Here is a 19,384-nt window from a genome sequence, read left to right on the forward strand (position 1 = left end):
CTCCGCACCCAAGAAAAACTTTTACTTATATTAATAATAAACTTATCTCTTACAGAACCAATACAAAGCAGATAAGAATCATAAAAAAACGGATGGAGTGCAATCCATCCGTTTCAAGTTCACATTTTCTTAATAAAATTAGGCTTGTATCACCTGAATACGCAACTCTTTTGGTAGACTAAATGTGATATTTTCTTCTCTCCCTTGCAACTCTTTTGGTGGAGTTGCGCCCCAATCCTGTAAACGCTGAATGACCTGCTTGATGAGAATTTCAGGCGCGGATGCACCAGCCGTCACACCAATTTTTGTATTCGGTTGAAACCATGCTTGCTCCAACTCGTCTGCATTATCCACCAAATAGGCGCGTTTCCCCATACGTTCAGCCAGTTCACGCAAACGGTTTGAATTGGATGAATTTGGCGAACCCACCACCAATACAACGTCACATTGCTCCGCAAGGTCACGCACCGCATCCTGACGATTCTGTGTTGCATAACAGATGTCATCCTTACGTGGCCCTTGGATCTTAGGAAATTTAGTTCTTAAGGCATCGATGACCTTAGCCGTATCATCAATCGAAAGCGTTGTTTGAGTGACAAATGCAACTTTATGAGGATGCTCAACTACCAAAGCCTCAACATCTTCTTCATCTTCAACCAAATAAATCTTTCCACCACCAGATTTATCATATTGCCCCATTGTGCCTTCAACTTCAGGATGCCCCTCATGCCCAATTAGGATTGCTTCCGTTCCTTCTCTAGCATATTTCGTGACCTCAATATGTACTTTAGTCACTAAAGGACAAGTTGCGTCAAATACTTTTAGACCTCGATGATCTGCTTCTTGTTGTACCGCTTTTGAAACACCATGAGCACTAAAAATCACAATCGAGCCATCTGGTACTTGATCTAATTCATCAACAAACACTGCACCACGCTGACGTAAGTCATCAACTACAAACTTATTATGAACCACCTCATGACGGACATAAATTGGCGGATTAAAACATTCTAGTGCGCGATTGACGATTGCTATCGCACGGTCAACACCAGCACAGAAACCTCGCGGATTGGCCAATACAATTTCCATAACATCCTCTCTTATCACCTGAATATTTATGCCAAACTATTTCGTTTAATGGCACGCTACACTACAATAGCCAAGATATTTTATCATATCAGGAAAAATATCATGTCGGGTCTATTGTTTGTCGTTTCTGCGGCATCAGGAACAGGCAAAACATCTCTCGTTAAAGCCCTACTCGATCGAGTCAGCAATTTACACGTTTCTGTCTCTCATACTACACGTGGTCAACGCCCTGGTGAACTTGATGGTGTTCACTATCATTTCACTGATACTGAAACTTTTTTAGCTCAAGTAGAACAAGGTGGTTTTATTGAGTATGCAGAAGTATTTGGTAATTACTACGGTACATCTCAAGCCAAAGTCAAAGAACAATTACAACAAGGTCATGATGTGTTACTCGAAATTGACTGGCAGGGTGCTGAACAGGTACGTCGGCTTTTTCCTGAATCAAAACAAATTTTTATCCTCCCTCCAACCCAGTACGATTTAAGACAACGTCTTTCCAACCGTGGTACAGACTCAGTGGATGTGATTGAACATCGTCTAAGCTGTGCAGTGGAGGATATGCGTCATTTTGCCAATTTTGATTACGTGATTATCAATGACGATTTTAACAAGGCCGTTCATGATTTGGAGGCGATCATCACAGCCAACCGCTTGGTCACCACACAGCAAAGCGCCCGCCACCAACAACTCATCGCAAACTTGATTACGCTTAATCGCGACTGACTTTAATCGGGAATGGCTTGAGTCTTGCATAAAAGCCTTTTATACTACTCAGTCTTTTAAATTGTGATGTTCAGACGAGACAACTTATGGCACGTGTAACCGTTGAAGATTGTTTAGACCATGTAGATAACCGCTTCGAGTTGGTACTGGTGGCGAGTAAACGTGCACGTCAATTGGCACGTCAAGGTATGGAACCAACTGTAGAATGGGATAATGATAAACCAACAGTCGTTTCATTACGCGAAATTGCGGCAGGTCATGTCACTAAAGAAATTTTAAAACAACGCGATCAAGATTATCAGACTTCAAATCTTGATATGGTGTTGTCTACAAACTCATTAAATTTAGAAGGCTTCTCTTTCTAAATTTGATTTGCTTTGTCTAAAAGCCCATTGTGAATACACTGGGCTTTTTTGTTTGTTGAAAATTTCAGTGCTATATTGGTAAAAACAATATATTTCATTGAAAAAATTTACGAGTTTTTCTAATGAACAAATTGACAAGTTTCACAATATGCTTTTCATTAGAAGCTAGTCTTATTTATTCCTGAATTCATGTTATAAAAGGTGTTTTATGCCAGGCGAAGAGGTCAGCCAAGCCAAGCAACAACTCAAGGTCATTATTGAAGCCTATCTTAAAGATAGTGATATTCAGAGTGTACTTGCTGCCTGTGATTTTGCTGATTTAGCACATAGTGGTATTACGCGAAAAAGCGGTGAACCCTATGTTCTTCATCCTATTGCTGTGAGTTGCATTCTGGCGCATATGCGTTTAGATGCCGAGACGCTTATGGCAGCTTTATTACACGATGTCATTGAAGATACCGAATTTAGCAAAGATGAGATTGGTGAAAAATTTGGATCTGTTGTTGCCGAACTTGTTGATGGTGTGACCAAACTCAGCCACTCTAGTGATAAGGAATATAATAAGGCGGCATCATTCCGCAAAATTCTACAAGCCACCTTACAAGATCCACGTGTCATTATTATTAAGCTCGCAGATCGCTATCATAATATGACGACTTTAGGCGCATTACGTCCTGATAAGCGCGCGCGTATCGCGCAAGAAACCTTTGATATTTTCGTACCCATGGCACGTTTAGTCGGTATGAATGAAATGGCCGACAACCTAGAACACTTATGTTATCAAAATCTTGATTTGGATATGTTTAATGATGTGCAAACCGCATTGTTAGAAACCAAACCTAAACGCTGTGAATATCAGGCGGTATGGGAACAGAAACTGACTGACCTATTAAAAACCCATGACCTCAAGGGTCGTATTAAAAAGAAAAACAACAATATTGAGCTGTTACGCCATTTTGTAAAAAATGAGATTGACCTAAATGAACTCAGTCATAGCCATGCCTTTGAAATTATTTTAAATACCATTGCAGACTGTGATCGTCTCGTTGAAGCACTCAAAGATAATTTCCAAGTTTTACAATATAACGATTATATTCGCCGCCCATTACCGGGTGGTAATCAATCATTAATGATTAAGCTAAAAGGTGAAAAAACCACCCTTTCATTGACCATCCAGACTGAACTGATGCGTAAAGCAGCCCGCTTTGGCGTGGTACTGGGGGAAAATGCACCTCAGGCCTGCCGTTCAGCCATTCAAGCTTCGATGCAGAACCTAAATACGCTCATAGACAGTGATTGTGCAAAAACCACTTTTAGTGACTTACTTGATTATTTACATCAGGAAAAAATTTGGGTCTATACGCCACACGGCCAATTACATGAACTTCCTCAAGGCGCGACTGTCGTCGACTTCGCCTACTCAGCCAGCCTGTTTTTAGGCAATCATGCCGTTGGCTCAAAAGTGGATGGTGAAATTCGTCCTCTTTCAACCCCATTGCATAGCGGACAAGTAGTTGAAATTATCACAGACGTATTAGCAACACCGAATCCAGATTGGCTCAGTTTTATTAATACTCAAAAAGCACGCCGTGCATTACAGAATTTGTTAAGAGAACAAGACATTGATGAGCAACGTCTTGTCGGTCAACAAGCACTTAATCGCGCTTTAAAACTATTTCATCGCTCTATAGATGACCTTTCAGCAGAAGACTGGATTAGTGTGCTTGAGTGGCGACATTTAGCTAATAAAGATACGCTATTTGAACAAATCGCAGTTGGGGATTTATTACCTCAATTGGTTGCAAATCATTTATTTGCTCAAGATTACCATTCTCAGCATCATGAAACTTCTGATCGCTTGATTTTAGGAACTGAGGGTGTTGATGTAAAATATGCACACTGTTGCAATCCTGTGCTTGGCGATCCAATTCAGGGACATTTATCTCGACGTGGTTTAATCGTACACCGTTCACGCTGCCGTAATTTACTGCATGAACAGCACCTCCATCCTGAAAACATTATGCCTTTACACTGGCAATCAGAAGAAATTGATGATGTTCGCTTTAGTGCTTTCTTATGTATTCATATGACGATGAGTGACGAACAAATTTCTGACCTGATTTATCAATGCCGAAAGGCCAAAACAGGCGTAGAAATGGTCTATTCACAAGATCAGAAAACCTATGTGAATATAGTCGTGAGCAATCGAAATCAAATTGCCCAAATTATTCGTGATTTACGCATGCATTTTGGCTTCCCACGGATTGAACGCTTAAATATGCCAATCGCCCAACCAGAGGTTGCAAAAGTCAGTTAATCGTTTAATAGACGATGTTCACCCAGACCTAAAATTAAAAGATTCCTTATTCTTAAAGCTAATGAATCATTTGCAAACAATTGCGACTAAACAGTATTCGACCGTTTCGGAGCCAAACTTTTGTGTTAAAGTCACATTGTTTAAGATAGAAACAATGACATAGGAGAGCTTAATGTCACGTCAAGTTATTCATACTGAACACGCCCCTGCTGCTATCGGAACATATTCTCAAGCAATTCTTGTTGGCAATACGCTCTATCTTTCAGGTCAAATTGGCTTAGACCCATACAGTATGGAACTTGTAGAAGGTATTGAGGCTCAGATTCGTCGTGTATTCGACAATCTAAAAGCAGTATGTGCAGCCGCAGGTGGCAGCTTAGCAGATATCGCTAAATTGAATATCTTCCTTACAGATCTTTCTCACTTCCAATTGGTGAATCAAATTATGGGCGAATATTTTGCCCAGCCCTATCCAGCTCGTGCAGCATTGGGTGTCGCAAGCCTACCTAAAGGTGCACTAGTCGAAATGGATGGTATTGTTATTATTCCAACACAGAATTAAATGCGATATTTATCAAATAGATAAAATAAAGAAAGAATACTACCGATCAGGTGGTATTTTTTTATTCAAATTCTCAATAAGAATATATTCACTCTAAGAATGAAATTCATTGACAAACGATAACAATTATCAATAATATCAATTATCGCATTAATATTTGTGGATCACTCCCATGTATGTCTGTTTATGCCGTGGAATCACAGATCAAGATATCAAAGACGCTGTTGCAAACGGCGCTGAAAGTTATCGTGAAATTCGTGATTTACTCGACTTAGGCACTTGCTGTGGTCGTTGTGCACCCGAAGCCCGTTCTATTATTAGTGATGAGCTCGCAGAAATAGCTGCTCGTATTTCAGTTGCTGCATAATCTAAATTAATCCAATATCTCAACAACCTCATTTAACCATCTGTTTACGACTACACCGCTTCTTGTCGAACTTTAGCCATTCCTCAGATAAGCGGTTTTTTTATTTCAGTGATTCACTTTAGTACCAATCCAAAATGCTTTTCGTATTTTGATTGTGATTTTCATTTGCCGTTCTATAATTTACTCGTCAGATTATTATTTGTTGATTAAAATCATATAAATTGCCTTAAAAACTAGGGCATCATGGTGTTATGGAGTAAGTGCAATGAAAGGCAATCGAGACGTGATTAATCAACTGAATCAGGTGCTTTATCACCATTTAACTGCAATTAACCAATATTTTTTACACTCTCGTATGTTTAATGACTGGGGAATTGAAAAACTTGGCTCCGCTGAATATAAAGAATCAATTCGTCAAATGAAGCATGCGGATAAGGTCATTGAACGAATCTTATTCTTAGAAGGCCTACCTAATTTACAGCATCTAGGTAAATTGTATATTGGGCAACATACCATCGAAGTCCTCAATTGCGACATTCGTAAAGTAAAAGAAAACATTGAAGCGATTAAACAAGCTGTTGAACTTGCTGAAGCACAACAAGACTACGTTACACGTGATTTAGTTCAGGAAATTTTAGAGAAAGAAGAAGAGTATTGGGATTGGCTCGATACACAACTTGATTTAGTTGAAAATGTTGGCATAGAAAACTATATCCAAAGCCAAATTTAAAGCATGTCATCTACTTTATCCCTTAAAAGATAAAGTAGATGAATTTTACAAGTTTATTTATTATTTAATTCCATAATTTCTGCCAAGCTTATTTTTTGCTTATACAATTGTTGTAAAACAAATAATTGTTGCTCCGCTTCATCAAGCTTATGATTATAAACAAGTAATTGTGCATATTTTTTTAAATTATAAGGTGTGGCCTTATTTTCAACCATTTCGCCAATTACGCTAAGATCTGAATCAGACATCAATGTCTGAGGCTTTAAAGCAATCCAATCTAATCTTTGCTGAAATTGAGTAAGTATCAATATTTTAGAACTGCCCAATATCTCTTCTGAAACTGGTTTTTGCTTAAAAACCAATTTACTATTCTCTTGGAACAGTTTGTAATCTCGCCAAATCAACAGTAAGACAATCAGAGAAACGAGCCATACACAACGAATAATATTTCGATGTAAGCTAACACCGTTTAAATTTGGCGTTTGAGCTTGAATTAACCCCAACAAAAAACCCATTGGTAATAAAAAGTAAGCATAACGCTGCGGAAACTCCAACATTGCATGCATCAAAATTGCACTGACCATCAATATTGCCACAATCGAAATTGTATCTTTTGCATTTTTACTTAACCAAAATAACCAAATCGCAAAGTACGCAATAATTAAAAAGCCTAATGGCAAACCATTCCAAACCAACAAATCTAACACGATATTATGCGCGCTATTAAACCAAACTTGTACGGTATTAAAATGAATACTTTCCACAACCGCGACACTTGTTTGATTCCAGCCATAACCAAACCACGGACGCTCACCTATGGCATGTATAATTTGCATCCACATCCCAAGACGCTCATGCCCTGAACCTGCCCGTTGTGCTAGTGATGCTGTATGGGTTACCGCCTCTCCAACACTTGTCGTCATGACTTGTGCAATAATAGGCAATAAATAGCCCGCAATTAGAAAATAAGTAGCAGCCCAACCAAATAATTTAATAAAATTAAGCCTTGGTTTATTCTTATATTGCTTAATCACCCAATAGATACAAATAAAAATACAGACTAGCAAGGAAGTCCGTGACTGCGTTAAGCAAATCGCAAATAAGATAGATAAGCTTGATGGAATAAGTAGCCACAAAGATGCCTTATGCTTTTCATATAAGAACAATGCACCCATTAAACCTATAATCAAAAATGTAGCTAAATTATTGGGTTGACCAAAATTTGCATATGGGCGGTTGCCTTTGAGCTGCATAATGCCATATACACTTGATTCAAACCCCAGCCATTGCACCATCGCCATCAGGCTAGTCACACTCGCAATAATAAGTAACAGCCAACAAACCTGTTTCATCAACTGTTCACGAGCGTTTGGTTGTAACGATAGGTTATATCCCATCACCACCATGACCCAAAATCCAAATAAATATGCTGTACTCAATAAGGCAACACTAAAATCAGAGACTAGACCACCACTCCATTGCAATAAGGGAACAAATGCAACTGGCAATATATAAAGTTGTAGTTTGGGTATCTGAATATTTCGATTGAGAAAAAGCGTAAATAGCGTTAGCGCAGCAGCGAAAGTTGCCAACTCACTGGAAAATGTCACCCAGGGATAGGTATGAAATGGAGATAGCCAAGCAAAACTAAATAAGGCAGCTGACAAAATTAGGCTCAGAAAAAACATATTTTGCTCAAAGAAAAAGCTATCTAGAGATTATATAATGAGTCTAACATTGATGCTAATTTCACATGTATTCAATTTGAATTTTAATTTAAAATGACAGAACAAAAAAAATAGGATATATTTATCAATACCTTATGATAAACAAAGATAAATATATAATTTTTATGAATAAAAGCTACCTGAGTCACATTGATATATTAAGGGCAATAGCCGTTTTACTTGTGATTTTACACCATCTTAAAGTTGGCAGAGTAAAACTTGAAGTGCGACATAAACCACCTAATTAATTTAAAGGGTTTATGGAGTATATAAAATTGTCATACCATCATCTTAACTTTGAAGATCGTACTGCATTAATGCTTGAGTCAAGAAAAGAAGGCTTTTCACCCAGAAAATTTGCTGAACTTATTAAAAGACATCCTAGTACGATCTATCGTGAACTTAAAAGAAATAGCATCAATGACGTTTATCAAGCTCGATATGCTTCTGATAACACCTTCGCTAGACGTAGACGTGGTCACAGAAAACTCAAAATCGACTCAATTCTCTGGAGATTTATTGTTGAAGCGATCCGTTGTTTATGGTCTCCTCAGCAAATATCGAAGCGTTTAAAGACATTTCCTGATTTGGATCAAACAATGAATGTAAGCCATACAACGATTTACTCAACTATACGAGCATTACCAAAGGGTGAGTTGAAAAAAGACTTATTATCCTGTCTGCGTCATGAAAATAAAAAGCGAAAAGCTAACGGTGAACCTAAAAAAGATTCTATATTACAGGATATTAAAACTATTCATGAGCGCCCAGCCGAAGTTCAAGAAAGAAAAATACCGGGTCATTGGGAAGCTGATTTAATTAAAGGTAAAGACAATAAAAGTTCGATAGCAACACTTATTGAACGAAATACACGGCTCTGTATCTTGGCAACATTACCTGATGCAAAGGCAGAATCAGTGCGCAAGGCTTTAACTGAAGCTCTGAAATATTTACCTGCAGAACTGCGTAAAACGTTGACCTATGACCGTGGACGTGAGATGTCAGAACATAAAATACTCGAAGAAGATTTAGGCATAGATGTATATTTCTGTGACCCACATTCACCATGGCAAAAAGGCACATGCGAAAATATGAATGGTTTAATTAGGCAATATTTACCTAAAGGAATTGATTTAAATCAGGCAGATCAGCATTATTTAAATCAAGTTGCCATGTCACTGAATACTCGTCCTAGAAAAGCGTTAGATTGGCTTACACCATTAGAGAAGTTTGCTCAGCTTGTTGATTATCATAAGGCTTTTGAAACTGTCGCACCTCATGTTTGAATTCGCCCTTTTTGCAATAGTAATTGAAATGCAATCAAACCACTTTTAGGATGTTTTTGCGATGCTTCAACTAATAGCTGATTTGCTCTTTCATTTTTTCCATGGCTAGCCCAATAATTTGCCATGAAAACCAATCCACGCTCTGAATTAGGATTATTCTGTGCCCAATACATTTGTAATTTATCATTATCTGCCCACAACATAGTACGCTGCCATGTCATAAATGATAAAACACTTAATATCAAAACACTAATCAGAATAACAATACTTGGTTTTACTTTCTCAGATAAACTACTCAAACCAGCAGCTAGAGGTAAAAACATAAATATAGCAGCTACATAATTCCTATGTTCAAAATATAGTTCTAAGCCTATCACCGTAGATTCTATTAAATGAGCTGCAAAGAAAAATAGAATTGCAAGTGCAATTAAAGGATATCTCTTACGAACAACGAAACCAATAATCAATAAAGATAATAAGAATAAAGCAGAATATAATGTAGAAGCAGGACTTAACCAACCTTTAGAAACAAGAAAACCATCTTGCAATAGTCCCGTACCTTCAATACGAGGAATCCACAACCACCTTAAATAATCGGTTAAAATTCGCCCCTCACTCCATAAACGCTCAATTTGATTGAATGTACGGTTTGACCAAGGATTTTCTGAAAAATCAATATAATGAATAAGTAAGGCAGCAATTAGTAAAGATGGCAGCCACAGGCAAATAACCCTCCATAGCAAAATTGGTTTTCCATCTCGCTGAGGGTTACAAAATTCAATAACTAAAATCAATAAAGGTAATAATGCACCATTTTCTTTACTGAAGGTTGCCAATATTGTACCTAAACCAATAGATATGGTCATAATAAAATAAGCTTTCAAAGGTTTATGCACAATTAATGCACGACCTTTTAAATAGCCAATCATTGCAATCAAACTAAATAATAGTGGTAATTGTGCCATTCGTTGAATGACATAAAGAGTAGTTGAAACAAATAGGGGATGTAATAGCCAAAAACTTGTTGCTAATAAAGCAATCCATGTAATTTTTTGTTCTGCATAACCATAACTACGTAACAACAAGCGTGTTACAAAAAACAATAGTAGACCACAGAGTAAATGAATAAATAAATTGACTTGCTTAAATGGTTGAGCATTTCCCAACCACCCCATTTCTTCTGTCCAACTGTTTATATGTAACAAGAAACTAGCTAAAGCAATAGGTCGACCTGTCGGTCCTGAACCACCTTCCGTAATAAATTTTTTCGTAGCATCCCAATCGTGAGGGTCACCATAGCGGCTCATTTCAGCTAAATTATAATAATCATCGAAAAGAAAACCGCCTTTTAAGCCTGGCATATATACTATAAATGTCAGAAATATAATAAAAATTAAACACGTAAAAGGTAAAAAACGACGATATTCCAATTGATATTTCCCTATAAAGAAATAAAAGAGGCTGATTAAGCCTCTTTTATTTAATATTATATTATTAACAATATTATATTATTGGTTTGCTTTAGGTACATATTTATCGCTAAGAGTGGTATTAGTTGCATCCACTACACGCACAAGTGAACCATTTGCACCCATGCTTAATAGTAATTTTTTACCACTAATTAAATTAGAAGTACCAGTAGTTCTATAAGTAATTTGGAAAGTACATGGTGCATTACCAGTACTAATTACCATAGTCTGTACATACTTACCACTATAGGTACCACCACCGCAGTTACCGTTTTGCAAGTTATCAGTTACGTCAGTTTTCTTACCACTCGCCATAGCAACGCCTTCAGTTGCTTGTGAACGTGCGATATAATCTTGATAAGCAGGAATTGCGAATGCAGCCAAAATACCAATGATCGCTACAACGATCATTAATGTGATACATTCCATAAGTCACTTTATATGGACACACATCAAGCCATTGAATTATATTAACTTACTTAAATATCCATTTTGTCCATATGGACATACTTTTCAATGGACAAATTTTTTAAGTTTGTCCATATCAAAAAAAGGATTTAATTGAGAGTAATGAGAGAGATTGTCAAAAAAACATTTCATGGCAATGCTGAGGATATTAAAACGTTACATTTTTGATTATTAGAACCCATTCCAATGAATGATAGATTCACTTCAACCCAAACGCATTTAGGCTTGAAGGATCAAAATTTTCATCAAACATAAACGCATCTCTTCGCTCTTTTTTTAATGTCGCCAGTGCATAAGAAAAACATTTCTCACATAACTGCAACTCATATCTATCTCCATCATGTGTAGAGGGCTTTGTTGCACAAATAGCTAACACTATGATTTTATTATATTTATTTTTATTAAAATTTTAGGAAAAATCTTAAAAATCAGTATCTTGCAAAATATTTATGCAACAAAGCCTGTGTAGAGCCATAACCCCAATGTGCCGAAAAAGTTGCAAACTTTAATGTTGTTGATTGTTTGCATACATCACATAGCACATCAGTAATGAATCTGACTTGTTGCAGTTTTTTGATTTCCATAACCGACTTTGGATCTTAATTGAGTTAAATTCTTATATATCCTTGATAAAACTACCACGGCACAAAATAAGCGGGATGCTACTTTTTTAAAGCATGCTAGGGGCTGCTCATACCATAACCTCTTCAGGCCGATGCTACCGTTTCTTTTAAGCGATCAAATATTAAGTCTGTCTTAACCCAAAACGATTGCCCCATACACTCTCACAAAACACACAAAGCTGACAATTAACGTCACTTTTTTACATAAAACTACTACCTAAGTTTTTCAGCTATGGTAATCCATTAAACAATCTATTGATTTCATAAGAAATAATTAGATAATATACATTGGCACGTTTAGTGCTAATATTAAAATAGCTTACAAAGCTTATAACTAAATCAAACAAAACATTTGTGGAGAATGTTATGAATACAATGCAGAAGGGCTTTACGCTCATCGAGCTCATGATTGTAGTCGCTATTATTGGTATTCTTGCTGCGATTGCGATTCCTCAATATCAAAACTATATTGCTCGTTCACAAGTTGCACGTGTAATGGGTGAAGCAGGAGCAATCAAAACAGCTGTAGATAACTGTTTGTTAAATGGTAAAACAACTCTTGGTCCTGCTGCAACCCAATGCCAATTAGACGCAACGGGTTCTAACCTTTTAACTGGTGCAAAACAAGATGGTTCGACGCCTGTTGCTGTTGGTACAGGTGTACCGCAAGTAACTATTAACGGGGCAACTGGTGCTGCAACAATTGTTGCTACGTTCGGTAATTCTGCTGCAGCAGATGTGAAAAAGGCAAATGCCAATACATTAACATGGACTCGTGCTGTAGATGGTACGTGGCGCTGTTTCACAACTACAGAAGCAAAATACCGTCCAGCTGGTTGCCAAGCTTCTGCCTAAAATCTATAAGATACTGTCTTTAAATAATTGAAATTACCGAAATATGGATCCCATTGATCCATATTTCTATTTTTATTAAACAAATTTAGATAAAATTTATAAGCAATTTATCTCAAGACGTATTTTTTACTCATGCCTTTTCTTTTACTTCTTTTACCAAACATATATCTGTGGTGGTTTTCACAAGATATTACTATTTTGCTTCTGAGTATTTGTTGTCTATTTTTACTATTTGCATTTTTTAAAACAACTAAATATAGTTTTTTATTTTTACCTTTTTTATGGATAATTCCATTTTACTTATATTATATCTCAATTTATCAAACCTCAATTAATGAACAAATATTAAGTATAGTTTTAGAAACAAATTTTCAAGAAATATTGAGTTTTCTAGGAGAGAAAATATATAAATATGTAATATATATATTAATTTGGAATATACTTTGTATTTACTTTTGCTACAAATGCTATAAATACCCTGCAATTTGGATACATCGTAGTAGATATTGGGTTTTGAGTGTCTTTATATTTTACTTTATAGTCTCTTATATCAGCCAACAAAAAATTAGTAATACTATTAATAATAATTTCACAAAACAGAATGATTTTTTAGTCCAAGAAGAAAATAACTTTTTACAAGAATTAAAAAAAACCTATCCTATAGGGCTAATAATTTCCTTTAATGAATTATATGTTGAACAAAATAAAGTTAAGCAGGCATTTAGTAAAAATAAAGATTTCAAATTTAATACTATACAACATGCACAAAATATTCGTACAAAAGAAGTGTATATTTTAATCATTGGTGAAACTAGTCGTAAACATAACTGGTCATTAAATGGATATGAAAGAGAAACTAATCCATTATTAAATCAACAAAAGAATTTAGTTAATTTTGATAATATGCTCTCTATTTCGACAACAACTCGTAGTTCCATTCCAATGATGATTACACGAAAACCAGCACAGCAAGTTTATCGTTATGATTTTCCAGAGAGGTCGATTATATCAGCATTTAAGGAAACTGGATTCTCCACCTATTGGATCTCTACACAACAAAAATTTGGTGCATTCGATACCAGTACTTCAGTATATGCAAAAGAAGCAGATTATATGCTGTTTTTAAATAAAACCAGTTATTCTAATAGGGGGGATACTGATGAAATTATATTCCCTGAATTAAAAAAAGCGATACAATCTGCTGGAGATAAAAAATTTATTGTGATTCATACTTTAGGGAGTCACTATAATTATAGTCATCGTTATACTAATAATTTTGATATTTTTAGACCATCATTAAATAATATTAAAAACTACAGCATGCAAGATAAAAGATATAAAACTGAATTATTAAATAGTTACGATAATTCAATTTTATATACAGATTATGTTTTAAATGAATTAATTGAAATTTTAAAAATGCAAAAAGATACAGAATCATTTGTTTTTTTTGCATCTGATCATGGCGAGGATTTATTTGATAATGAATGTAATAAAAGTGGTCATGGTAATACAACGATTTACAATTATGAAATCGCATCATTTGCATGGTATTCAGATTTATATCAACAAAGAAATCCCACGAAGATCAATTGGCTAGAGCAAAACAAACAACGTAAAATTAACCAAACTTCAATTTTTCCAACATTAATAGATGCTGCAAATTTGAAGATACCCAATGATTCACTGGACAAAAGTATATTAAAAGATTTCAAAAACTATCCTCGACTTGTTGAAGGTGGCATAGATTTTGATAAAACACAGCCTCAAGGCGTATGTAAGGAAATACAATGAATCAGCCACAGCAAAAAATGCTCTCCAATCTTGCTGGAATATTTTTTATTTCAGGTTTGAGTGCTTTAATTTATCAAGTTTGTTGGCAACGTTTACTCTTCACAGGATTTGGAGTCGATTTAACATCAATTACAGTGATTGTTTCTGCCTTTATGGCAGGCTTAGGTGTTGGTGCATTTTTTGGCGGTAGAATCGCAGACAAATATCCTCAAAATATTATCTTAATATTCTGCCTCATCGAATTAGGTATTGGTTGTTTTGGTTTTTTTAGTCATAAATTTATATTTTTTGTACAAGATATTCTTATACATTCCAATTTATTAATTACTGCTCTAGGAAGCTTCATATTACTTCTATTTCCTACATTTCTAATGGGAACAACTTTACCATTACTAACGAATTTCTTTAATCAGCATATTCAGAACATTGGTGATTCTATAGGTAGATTGTATTTTCTCAATACACTTGGAGCTGCTTTTGGGGCATTAACAACAGGTTTTGTTTTTTTCAATTATTTTACTTTATCACAAACGATTTATATTGCTGCTACTTTAAACTTAATAATTGCAATAGGTATATATTCTACTTATGGAATGAAGAGATATGAAAAATAATCATCTAGTATATATTGTATCTTTTTTCAGTGGATTTTTAAGTCTTTCATTAGAAATTATATGGATGCGCATTATTTCATTTGCAGGTATGTCTGTCCCACAAGCATTTTCATATACATTGGCACTATTTTTAATAGGTATTGCAATAGGAGCAAATATTGGTAAAAAATTATGTAAAAATTCTAAAACCATAAAATTAGAGTCTATTGGATATATATTTTTAACTGCATCAATAATAGATATATTTTTAATCACACTTTCTTTTTTTGCAGCTAAAAATTCTGTATTTATTATAATAGCAGGATTTTGTGTGTTTATTTGTGCAGCGATTCGTGGTATTGCATTCCCACTAATTCATCATATTGGTACTCAACAGATAAAAACAGGTTCCCAAATTTCAAATGTTTACTTTTCAAATGTTTTTGGCAGTTCTATTGCACCATTATTAATTAGTTTTGTTGCACTTGATTATTTAAACACACAACAAGTATATATTTTAGTATGTATATTGACACTTACTATTTCCATACTATGCTTTAATCAGAATAAAATTAAAATAATTATAAGTGTCTTCTCTGCTATTTCATTATCACTACTGTTTGTTCCTGAAAAAATTTTCTATGAATTATCAAAGAATAGTTATCAGGATAACGTATATCCTACAAGGATTATAGAAAATAAGCATGGTTTTATTCAAATATATCAAGAAGAAAAGGATCAAATTGTTTTTGGTGCAAATGTATATGATGGAAAATTAAACACTGATATATTCCATAATTCAAACGGTATTGATCGTGCTTATTTGCTACCTGTTCTTAAACCTGAAGCCAAAGATATCTTAGTCATTGGCTTAAGTACAGGATCTTGGGTAAAAGTCTTAAGCATGATGCCTAATATCGAAAAAATCACTGTGATTGAAATTAATCCAGCATATATTGAACTGATTAAAACTGATCCAATTGTATCTGATATTTTAAAAGATAAACGCATTGAAATTATTTTTGATGATGGTAGAAAATGGATTAAAAGAAAAACAGATGAAAAATTTGATATTATTCTTATGAATACAACATGGTATTGGCGTGCCTATGCATCAAATCTTTTAAGTCAAAATTTTTTGAATATTTTAAAACCACATATGAAACCAGATAGTATCTTATTCTATAATACTACTCAATCAGCTGATGCCTATTATACTGCATCAAAAGTTTTTCCTTATGTATATAAATATAAGTTTATGGTACTAACTTCTATGCAACCAATAGTATTAGAAAATCATGATGATATTCAAAAGAACTTATGTAAATTGGTTAGATATTATAATCAAATACCTGTTTTCAAAAACCGACAAGAATGTTCTCTAGCAAGTGATATTCTTTTAAAAACACCCCTTGTTCCTTATGACAGAATTGATTTTTCAGAGTTTTCTAGCCATCAACCAGAGCTTATTACTGATGATAATATGATTACTGAATATAAATATGGAAAGGGACTATAATTATACTGGAAAAATTAACCCTAATCATATGAATGTTTAGGGTTTTTAAACTTAGGGCAGTTATATTTTCCGCCTCAATTCAAAATTTTCCATCAACAAAGAAGTACACTTTTCCAGTAATATTTCATAATCTTCCTGTAACTGCTCATAATCACTTTTCACCGCCTTAGTCTTACTTTTAGCTTGCTCAATTTGCTGTGTTGGCGAAAGCACATTTTGCCCCGCTTGCTGTGCAGCCAGCTCAATTGCCTGCACCAGTGCAGCATGACGGCTCTTCTTAATCGAACCTCGTTTACGTCCTGCTTCCAGTGCTACCGTATCATTATTAATGGCAGAACCTTTTGGAAGAATTGTTGGCTTATTGGCCTTTAAACGCTCTAAAGCAGCATCATATTCATTCAATGCACTCATGTTTTAAGCCTCAATATTCAAAATTTGAATTTTTTGAATCATTTTATTCAGCGCTAGAATATCGCTGTCCATCTGCCCGTAGAGCAAACTGCCCTGTGCTTGTGTGTCTCGCACTCGTTGTAATCGCTGAACCGCTTTTTGCATTTTCTCAGCACTGCCAGCATCAAAAACTGCATGAGCACAACTTAAACAGCTGGTTATCGCAGTAAAGGAAATTTTTTCGCAAGCATCAGGGTTGGTACAAGCACCAAAAAGACTAGCTTTGTAAGCAATTTCCCCTTTTTTCATGCGCTTAATAGCTGCATTGCGGTTAGGAAAAACCGTCAACAATTGCTCACGGTCTTTTTGCAGCTGCAAATAGGTTCCAGCACCACCCAACAAACGACTGGAACTATGAATCACACCTTCCTCAAACTGTACATAGGAGTCTACTAAACGCTGATATTGCAACTCTTGAATAAACTCTTTTTGGCTATCGTTGGCTAAAATATTGGGAGCAAATACTGAGTTCTCCCGATAATATAACGTCATAGCTTCAGTTAAATGCTTATATTGAACTGACAAAGCCCCCAAACCGATCACACCTGAACGCGCACCATATACCGCTAAAGAACGCCGAAATTGATGGGTACAGATATTCCAATACTTACCCATTTGACAGTCTTTCTCGTCCCGCCAGTTGCGGAAAGCATCGAAAGCTTCTAGCTCGGCTAAATCACTTTCAATGATTCTCAGTCCATCACCCAGTGATACGGAAATACGGCCTAGATACTGGTTAAAATTGGCTTGTGTTCGGGTTGGAGCACCTGAAAAATGTGACACGAAATCCGTTTCGTTTTTAATATTTTGATTATTTTTATTTCGATGCTTTTGCGAATATAGCGTTGGAAAAAGTGGATATTCGGCAGGATTTGACAGATCATAATGTAGATTGAGCAGGGCATAAATTTCACCGATACTTTGAGCTGCACGTACCCCAATTTGAATATCTTCAAACGTGATCCAATAGGTGGATTTATTACCGCCACCATGCAACTTGGAAGTATAACCCATCAGTACATGCACAAGATGCTCATTGCTCTGAACCGTTTGGTAACAGTCATAAGACAACTGATTTACTTCATTATCGCGCATACCTGTAAACAGATGAATCCACAACTTGGCCATGCCTTGAATTAACGTCATGTAGCGAGTAAATTTGATATGAAGAATCACTATTATCTTTTTCTACTTTTTTCAATCTCCGTTTTTACTCATGCTCAAGAACTAGACTTCATTCAATATTCAGATATTTCATCAATTCCTCAAATTGTTTTGAATCCAAAAATCCAAACAGAACTTCAAACATTGTTAAAGCATGATTATCTAAAATTTCAATCTAATTTTGACAATTACTCAGCGCTATATTTACTGAAAACAGATGAAGCGCTGTATTATGAAGGTCGGTCTGGAAGCACTTTAGATGCTTCATCCGCGATTGTGTTTAAAGATGGGCAATTGTTTGCTGCAATATATTTTTCCAATACCAAGACTTTAAAATACTTTACCAACGATGCCAGTTGCTCAGAACAGTTACATCCTGCGATTCAAGTTTTTGCTCAGCAGCGTGAAATTCAAGGTATTGAATATGCAACAGCTAGAGCCAATACCGCTTTAAAATATAATTTTGGCCCCGCTTCAAAATGTGAAACCTATTTTAAAAAATTAGGAAGATAGCTGTGTTAGCGGCAGTGTAAAAATGCCCCCCTAACGGCATTTAAAAACTGCCCCCCTTGGTTAATATAGTGGTCGATTTATTGTTCGTGTTCCATCATTGTTCATCAAAAACTTGCCTTGGAAGCAGCAGGGCGTGGTGTAAGTATGAATCATCAGGTGTCGGCAAAATTAGCTTATGTGACTATTTCTGGTCGTCTAACAAGTAAGAATAACTGGTATGCTACGAACAGGAATAGGTGATCGTTTTATCTAGTAATTTGTATGATATTGCTTTGTACACGACAAAAAAAGACAACTCATTGAAATAATGGCATAATACTTGTTTTCTGACGACGAATATGATGACACATTTCAATGAGTTACATCTCATCTTAAACAAATATCTAAAGTGGAACAAGTCACGTGTAAAATGTTTTACACTGATTATGCTTGCATTAATTGTAAAACAGACATGTAATCTTTCTTCTGCATCTAAAGCCTTACCCATCAAGTGCTTACCACAATCATTTTATCGACGTATACAACGCTTCTTTGCAGATCAGTACTTCGATTATCGTCAAATTTCTCAGTTAATTTTCAATATATTTTCATTCGATAAAGTCCAATTAACTTTGGATAGAACCAACTGGAAATGGGGAAAACGAGATATCAATATCTTGATGTTAGCCATCGTCTATCGTGGAATAGCGATACCTATTGTTTGGACATTGCTCAATAAACGTGGAAATTCAGATACAAAAGAGCGTATTGCTTTGATTCAACGCTTT

General features: G+C 35.4%; 17 protein-coding genes and 2 pseudogenes. 13 read left to right on the forward strand and 6 right to left on the reverse strand.

What is annotated here, in order from left to right; all coding sequences use genetic code 11:
* Window positions 1-138: 138 nt before the first annotated feature.
* Window positions 139-1,089 (reverse strand): 4-hydroxy-3-methylbut-2-enyl diphosphate reductase, encoded by a 951-nt coding sequence (ispH, locus tag F908_RS01675; RefSeq protein WP_005156511.1) that lies wholly within the window; start codon window positions 1,087-1,089, stop codon window positions 139-141.
* A gap of 102 nt (window positions 1,090-1,191) precedes the next feature.
* Here ispH and gmk point away from each other — a divergent pair, with 102 nt between their 5' ends.
* From gmk to bfr, 6 genes are all read left to right on the forward strand, one after another.
* Window positions 1,192-1,815, forward strand: coding sequence for a guanylate kinase (gene gmk, locus F908_RS01680; protein WP_005156512.1), 624 nt, complete (start codon window positions 1,192-1,194; stop codon window positions 1,813-1,815).
* Window positions 1,816-1,901: 86 nt separating this feature from the next.
* Window positions 1,902-2,180, forward strand: a complete 279-nt coding sequence (gene rpoZ, locus F908_RS01685; RefSeq protein WP_004660187.1) for a DNA-directed RNA polymerase subunit omega — start codon at window positions 1,902-1,904, stop codon at window positions 2,178-2,180.
* 208 nt (window positions 2,181-2,388) lie between these two features.
* Complete coding sequence (locus F908_RS01690) at window positions 2,389-4,497, forward strand: RelA/SpoT family protein (protein ID WP_005156515.1); 2,109 nt, start codon at window positions 2,389-2,391, stop codon at window positions 4,495-4,497.
* A gap of 172 nt (window positions 4,498-4,669) precedes the next feature.
* The gene (locus F908_RS01695) at window positions 4,670-5,059 is read left to right on the forward strand and encodes a RidA family protein (protein ID WP_004660185.1); all 390 of its coding nucleotides are present in this window, start codon (window positions 4,670-4,672) and stop codon (window positions 5,057-5,059) included.
* A 172-nt stretch (window positions 5,060-5,231) separates the two neighbouring features.
* Complete coding sequence (locus F908_RS01700) at window positions 5,232-5,426, forward strand: bacterioferritin-associated ferredoxin (protein WP_004660183.1); 195 nt, start codon at window positions 5,232-5,234, stop codon at window positions 5,424-5,426.
* Window positions 5,427-5,691: 265 nt separating this feature from the next.
* A complete protein-coding gene (gene bfr, locus F908_RS01705) occupies window positions 5,692-6,156 on the forward strand; it encodes a heteropolymeric bacterioferritin subunit Bfr (protein ID WP_005156520.1) in 465 nt (154 codons plus the stop codon).
* Between the two features lie 53 nt (window positions 6,157-6,209).
* Here bfr and F908_RS01710 read toward each other — a convergent pair whose 3' ends face one another.
* On the reverse strand, window positions 6,210-7,844 hold the full coding sequence (locus tag F908_RS01710; protein WP_005156523.1) for an O-antigen ligase family protein: 1,635 nt from the start codon (window positions 7,842-7,844) through the stop codon (window positions 6,210-6,212).
* Between the two features lie 356 nt (window positions 7,845-8,200).
* Between F908_RS01710 and F908_RS01715 the strand changes: the two genes are divergently transcribed.
* Window positions 8,201-9,169, forward strand: a complete 969-nt coding sequence (locus F908_RS01715; protein WP_228761473.1) for an IS30 family transposase — start codon at window positions 8,201-8,203, stop codon at window positions 9,167-9,169.
* Here F908_RS01715 and F908_RS15835 read toward each other — a convergent pair.
* Both F908_RS15835 and F908_RS16380 read right to left on the reverse strand, forming a co-directional pair.
* Complete coding sequence (locus F908_RS15835) at window positions 9,160-10,530, reverse strand: hypothetical protein (RefSeq protein ID WP_005156526.1); 1,371 nt, start codon at window positions 10,528-10,530, stop codon at window positions 9,160-9,162. The two genes, F908_RS01715 and F908_RS15835, sit on opposite strands and share 10 nt — an antisense overlap.
* Window positions 10,531-10,677: 147 nt before the next feature.
* Window positions 10,678-11,067 carry a pilin gene (locus F908_RS16380; protein WP_005156529.1) on the reverse strand — a complete coding sequence of 130 codons (390 nt, stop codon included), beginning with the start codon at window positions 11,065-11,067 and terminating at the stop codon, window positions 10,678-10,680.
* Window positions 11,068-12,095: 1,028 nt separating this feature from the next.
* Between F908_RS16380 and F908_RS01730 the strand changes: the two genes are divergently transcribed.
* From F908_RS01730 to F908_RS15845, 4 genes are all read left to right on the forward strand, one after another.
* Complete coding sequence (locus tag F908_RS01730) at window positions 12,096-12,584, forward strand: pilin (protein ID WP_005156532.1); 489 nt, start codon at window positions 12,096-12,098, stop codon at window positions 12,582-12,584.
* A 513-nt stretch (window positions 12,585-13,097) separates the two neighbouring features.
* On the forward strand, window positions 13,098-14,378 hold the full coding sequence (locus F908_RS01735) for a phosphoethanolamine transferase (protein WP_416201900.1): 1,281 nt from the start codon (window positions 13,098-13,100) through the stop codon (window positions 14,376-14,378).
* On the forward strand, window positions 14,375-14,992 hold the full coding sequence (locus F908_RS15840; RefSeq protein WP_005156545.1) for a fused MFS/spermidine synthase: 618 nt from the start codon (window positions 14,375-14,377) through the stop codon (window positions 14,990-14,992). The genes F908_RS01735 and F908_RS15840 overlap by 4 nt, the downstream gene beginning before the upstream one ends.
* Window positions 14,982-16,490, forward strand: a complete 1,509-nt coding sequence (locus tag F908_RS15845) for a fused MFS/spermidine synthase (protein ID WP_005156548.1) — start codon at window positions 14,982-14,984, stop codon at window positions 16,488-16,490. Before F908_RS15840 ends, F908_RS15845 begins: the two co-directional genes overlap by 11 nt.
* Window positions 16,491-16,550: 60 nt before the next feature.
* Here F908_RS15845 and F908_RS01750 read toward each other — a convergent pair whose 3' ends face one another.
* Window positions 16,551-16,901: a hypothetical protein gene (locus F908_RS01750; protein WP_005156551.1), complete on the reverse strand. Its 351-nt coding sequence runs from the start codon at window positions 16,899-16,901 to the stop codon at window positions 16,551-16,553.
* A gap of 3 nt (window positions 16,902-16,904) precedes the next feature.
* A pseudogene (locus F908_RS01755) lies at window positions 16,905-18,107 on the reverse strand (hypothetical protein); the annotation flags it as partial.
* Here F908_RS01755 and F908_RS01760 point away from each other — a divergent pair.
* Both F908_RS01760 and F908_RS01765 read left to right on the forward strand, forming a co-directional pair.
* Window positions 18,105-18,617 (forward strand): hypothetical protein, encoded by a 513-nt coding sequence (locus tag F908_RS01760; protein WP_005156556.1) that lies wholly within the window; start codon window positions 18,105-18,107, stop codon window positions 18,615-18,617. The pseudogene F908_RS01755 and the gene F908_RS01760 sit on opposite strands and share 3 nt — an antisense overlap.
* A gap of 341 nt (window positions 18,618-18,958) precedes the next feature.
* A pseudogene (locus tag F908_RS01765) lies at window positions 18,959-19,384 on the forward strand (IS4 family transposase); the annotation flags it as partial.

The organism is Acinetobacter sp. NIPH 284, assembly GCF_000369425.1.
In the GTDB taxonomy this organism is placed as follows: domain Bacteria; phylum Pseudomonadota; class Gammaproteobacteria; order Pseudomonadales; family Moraxellaceae; genus Acinetobacter.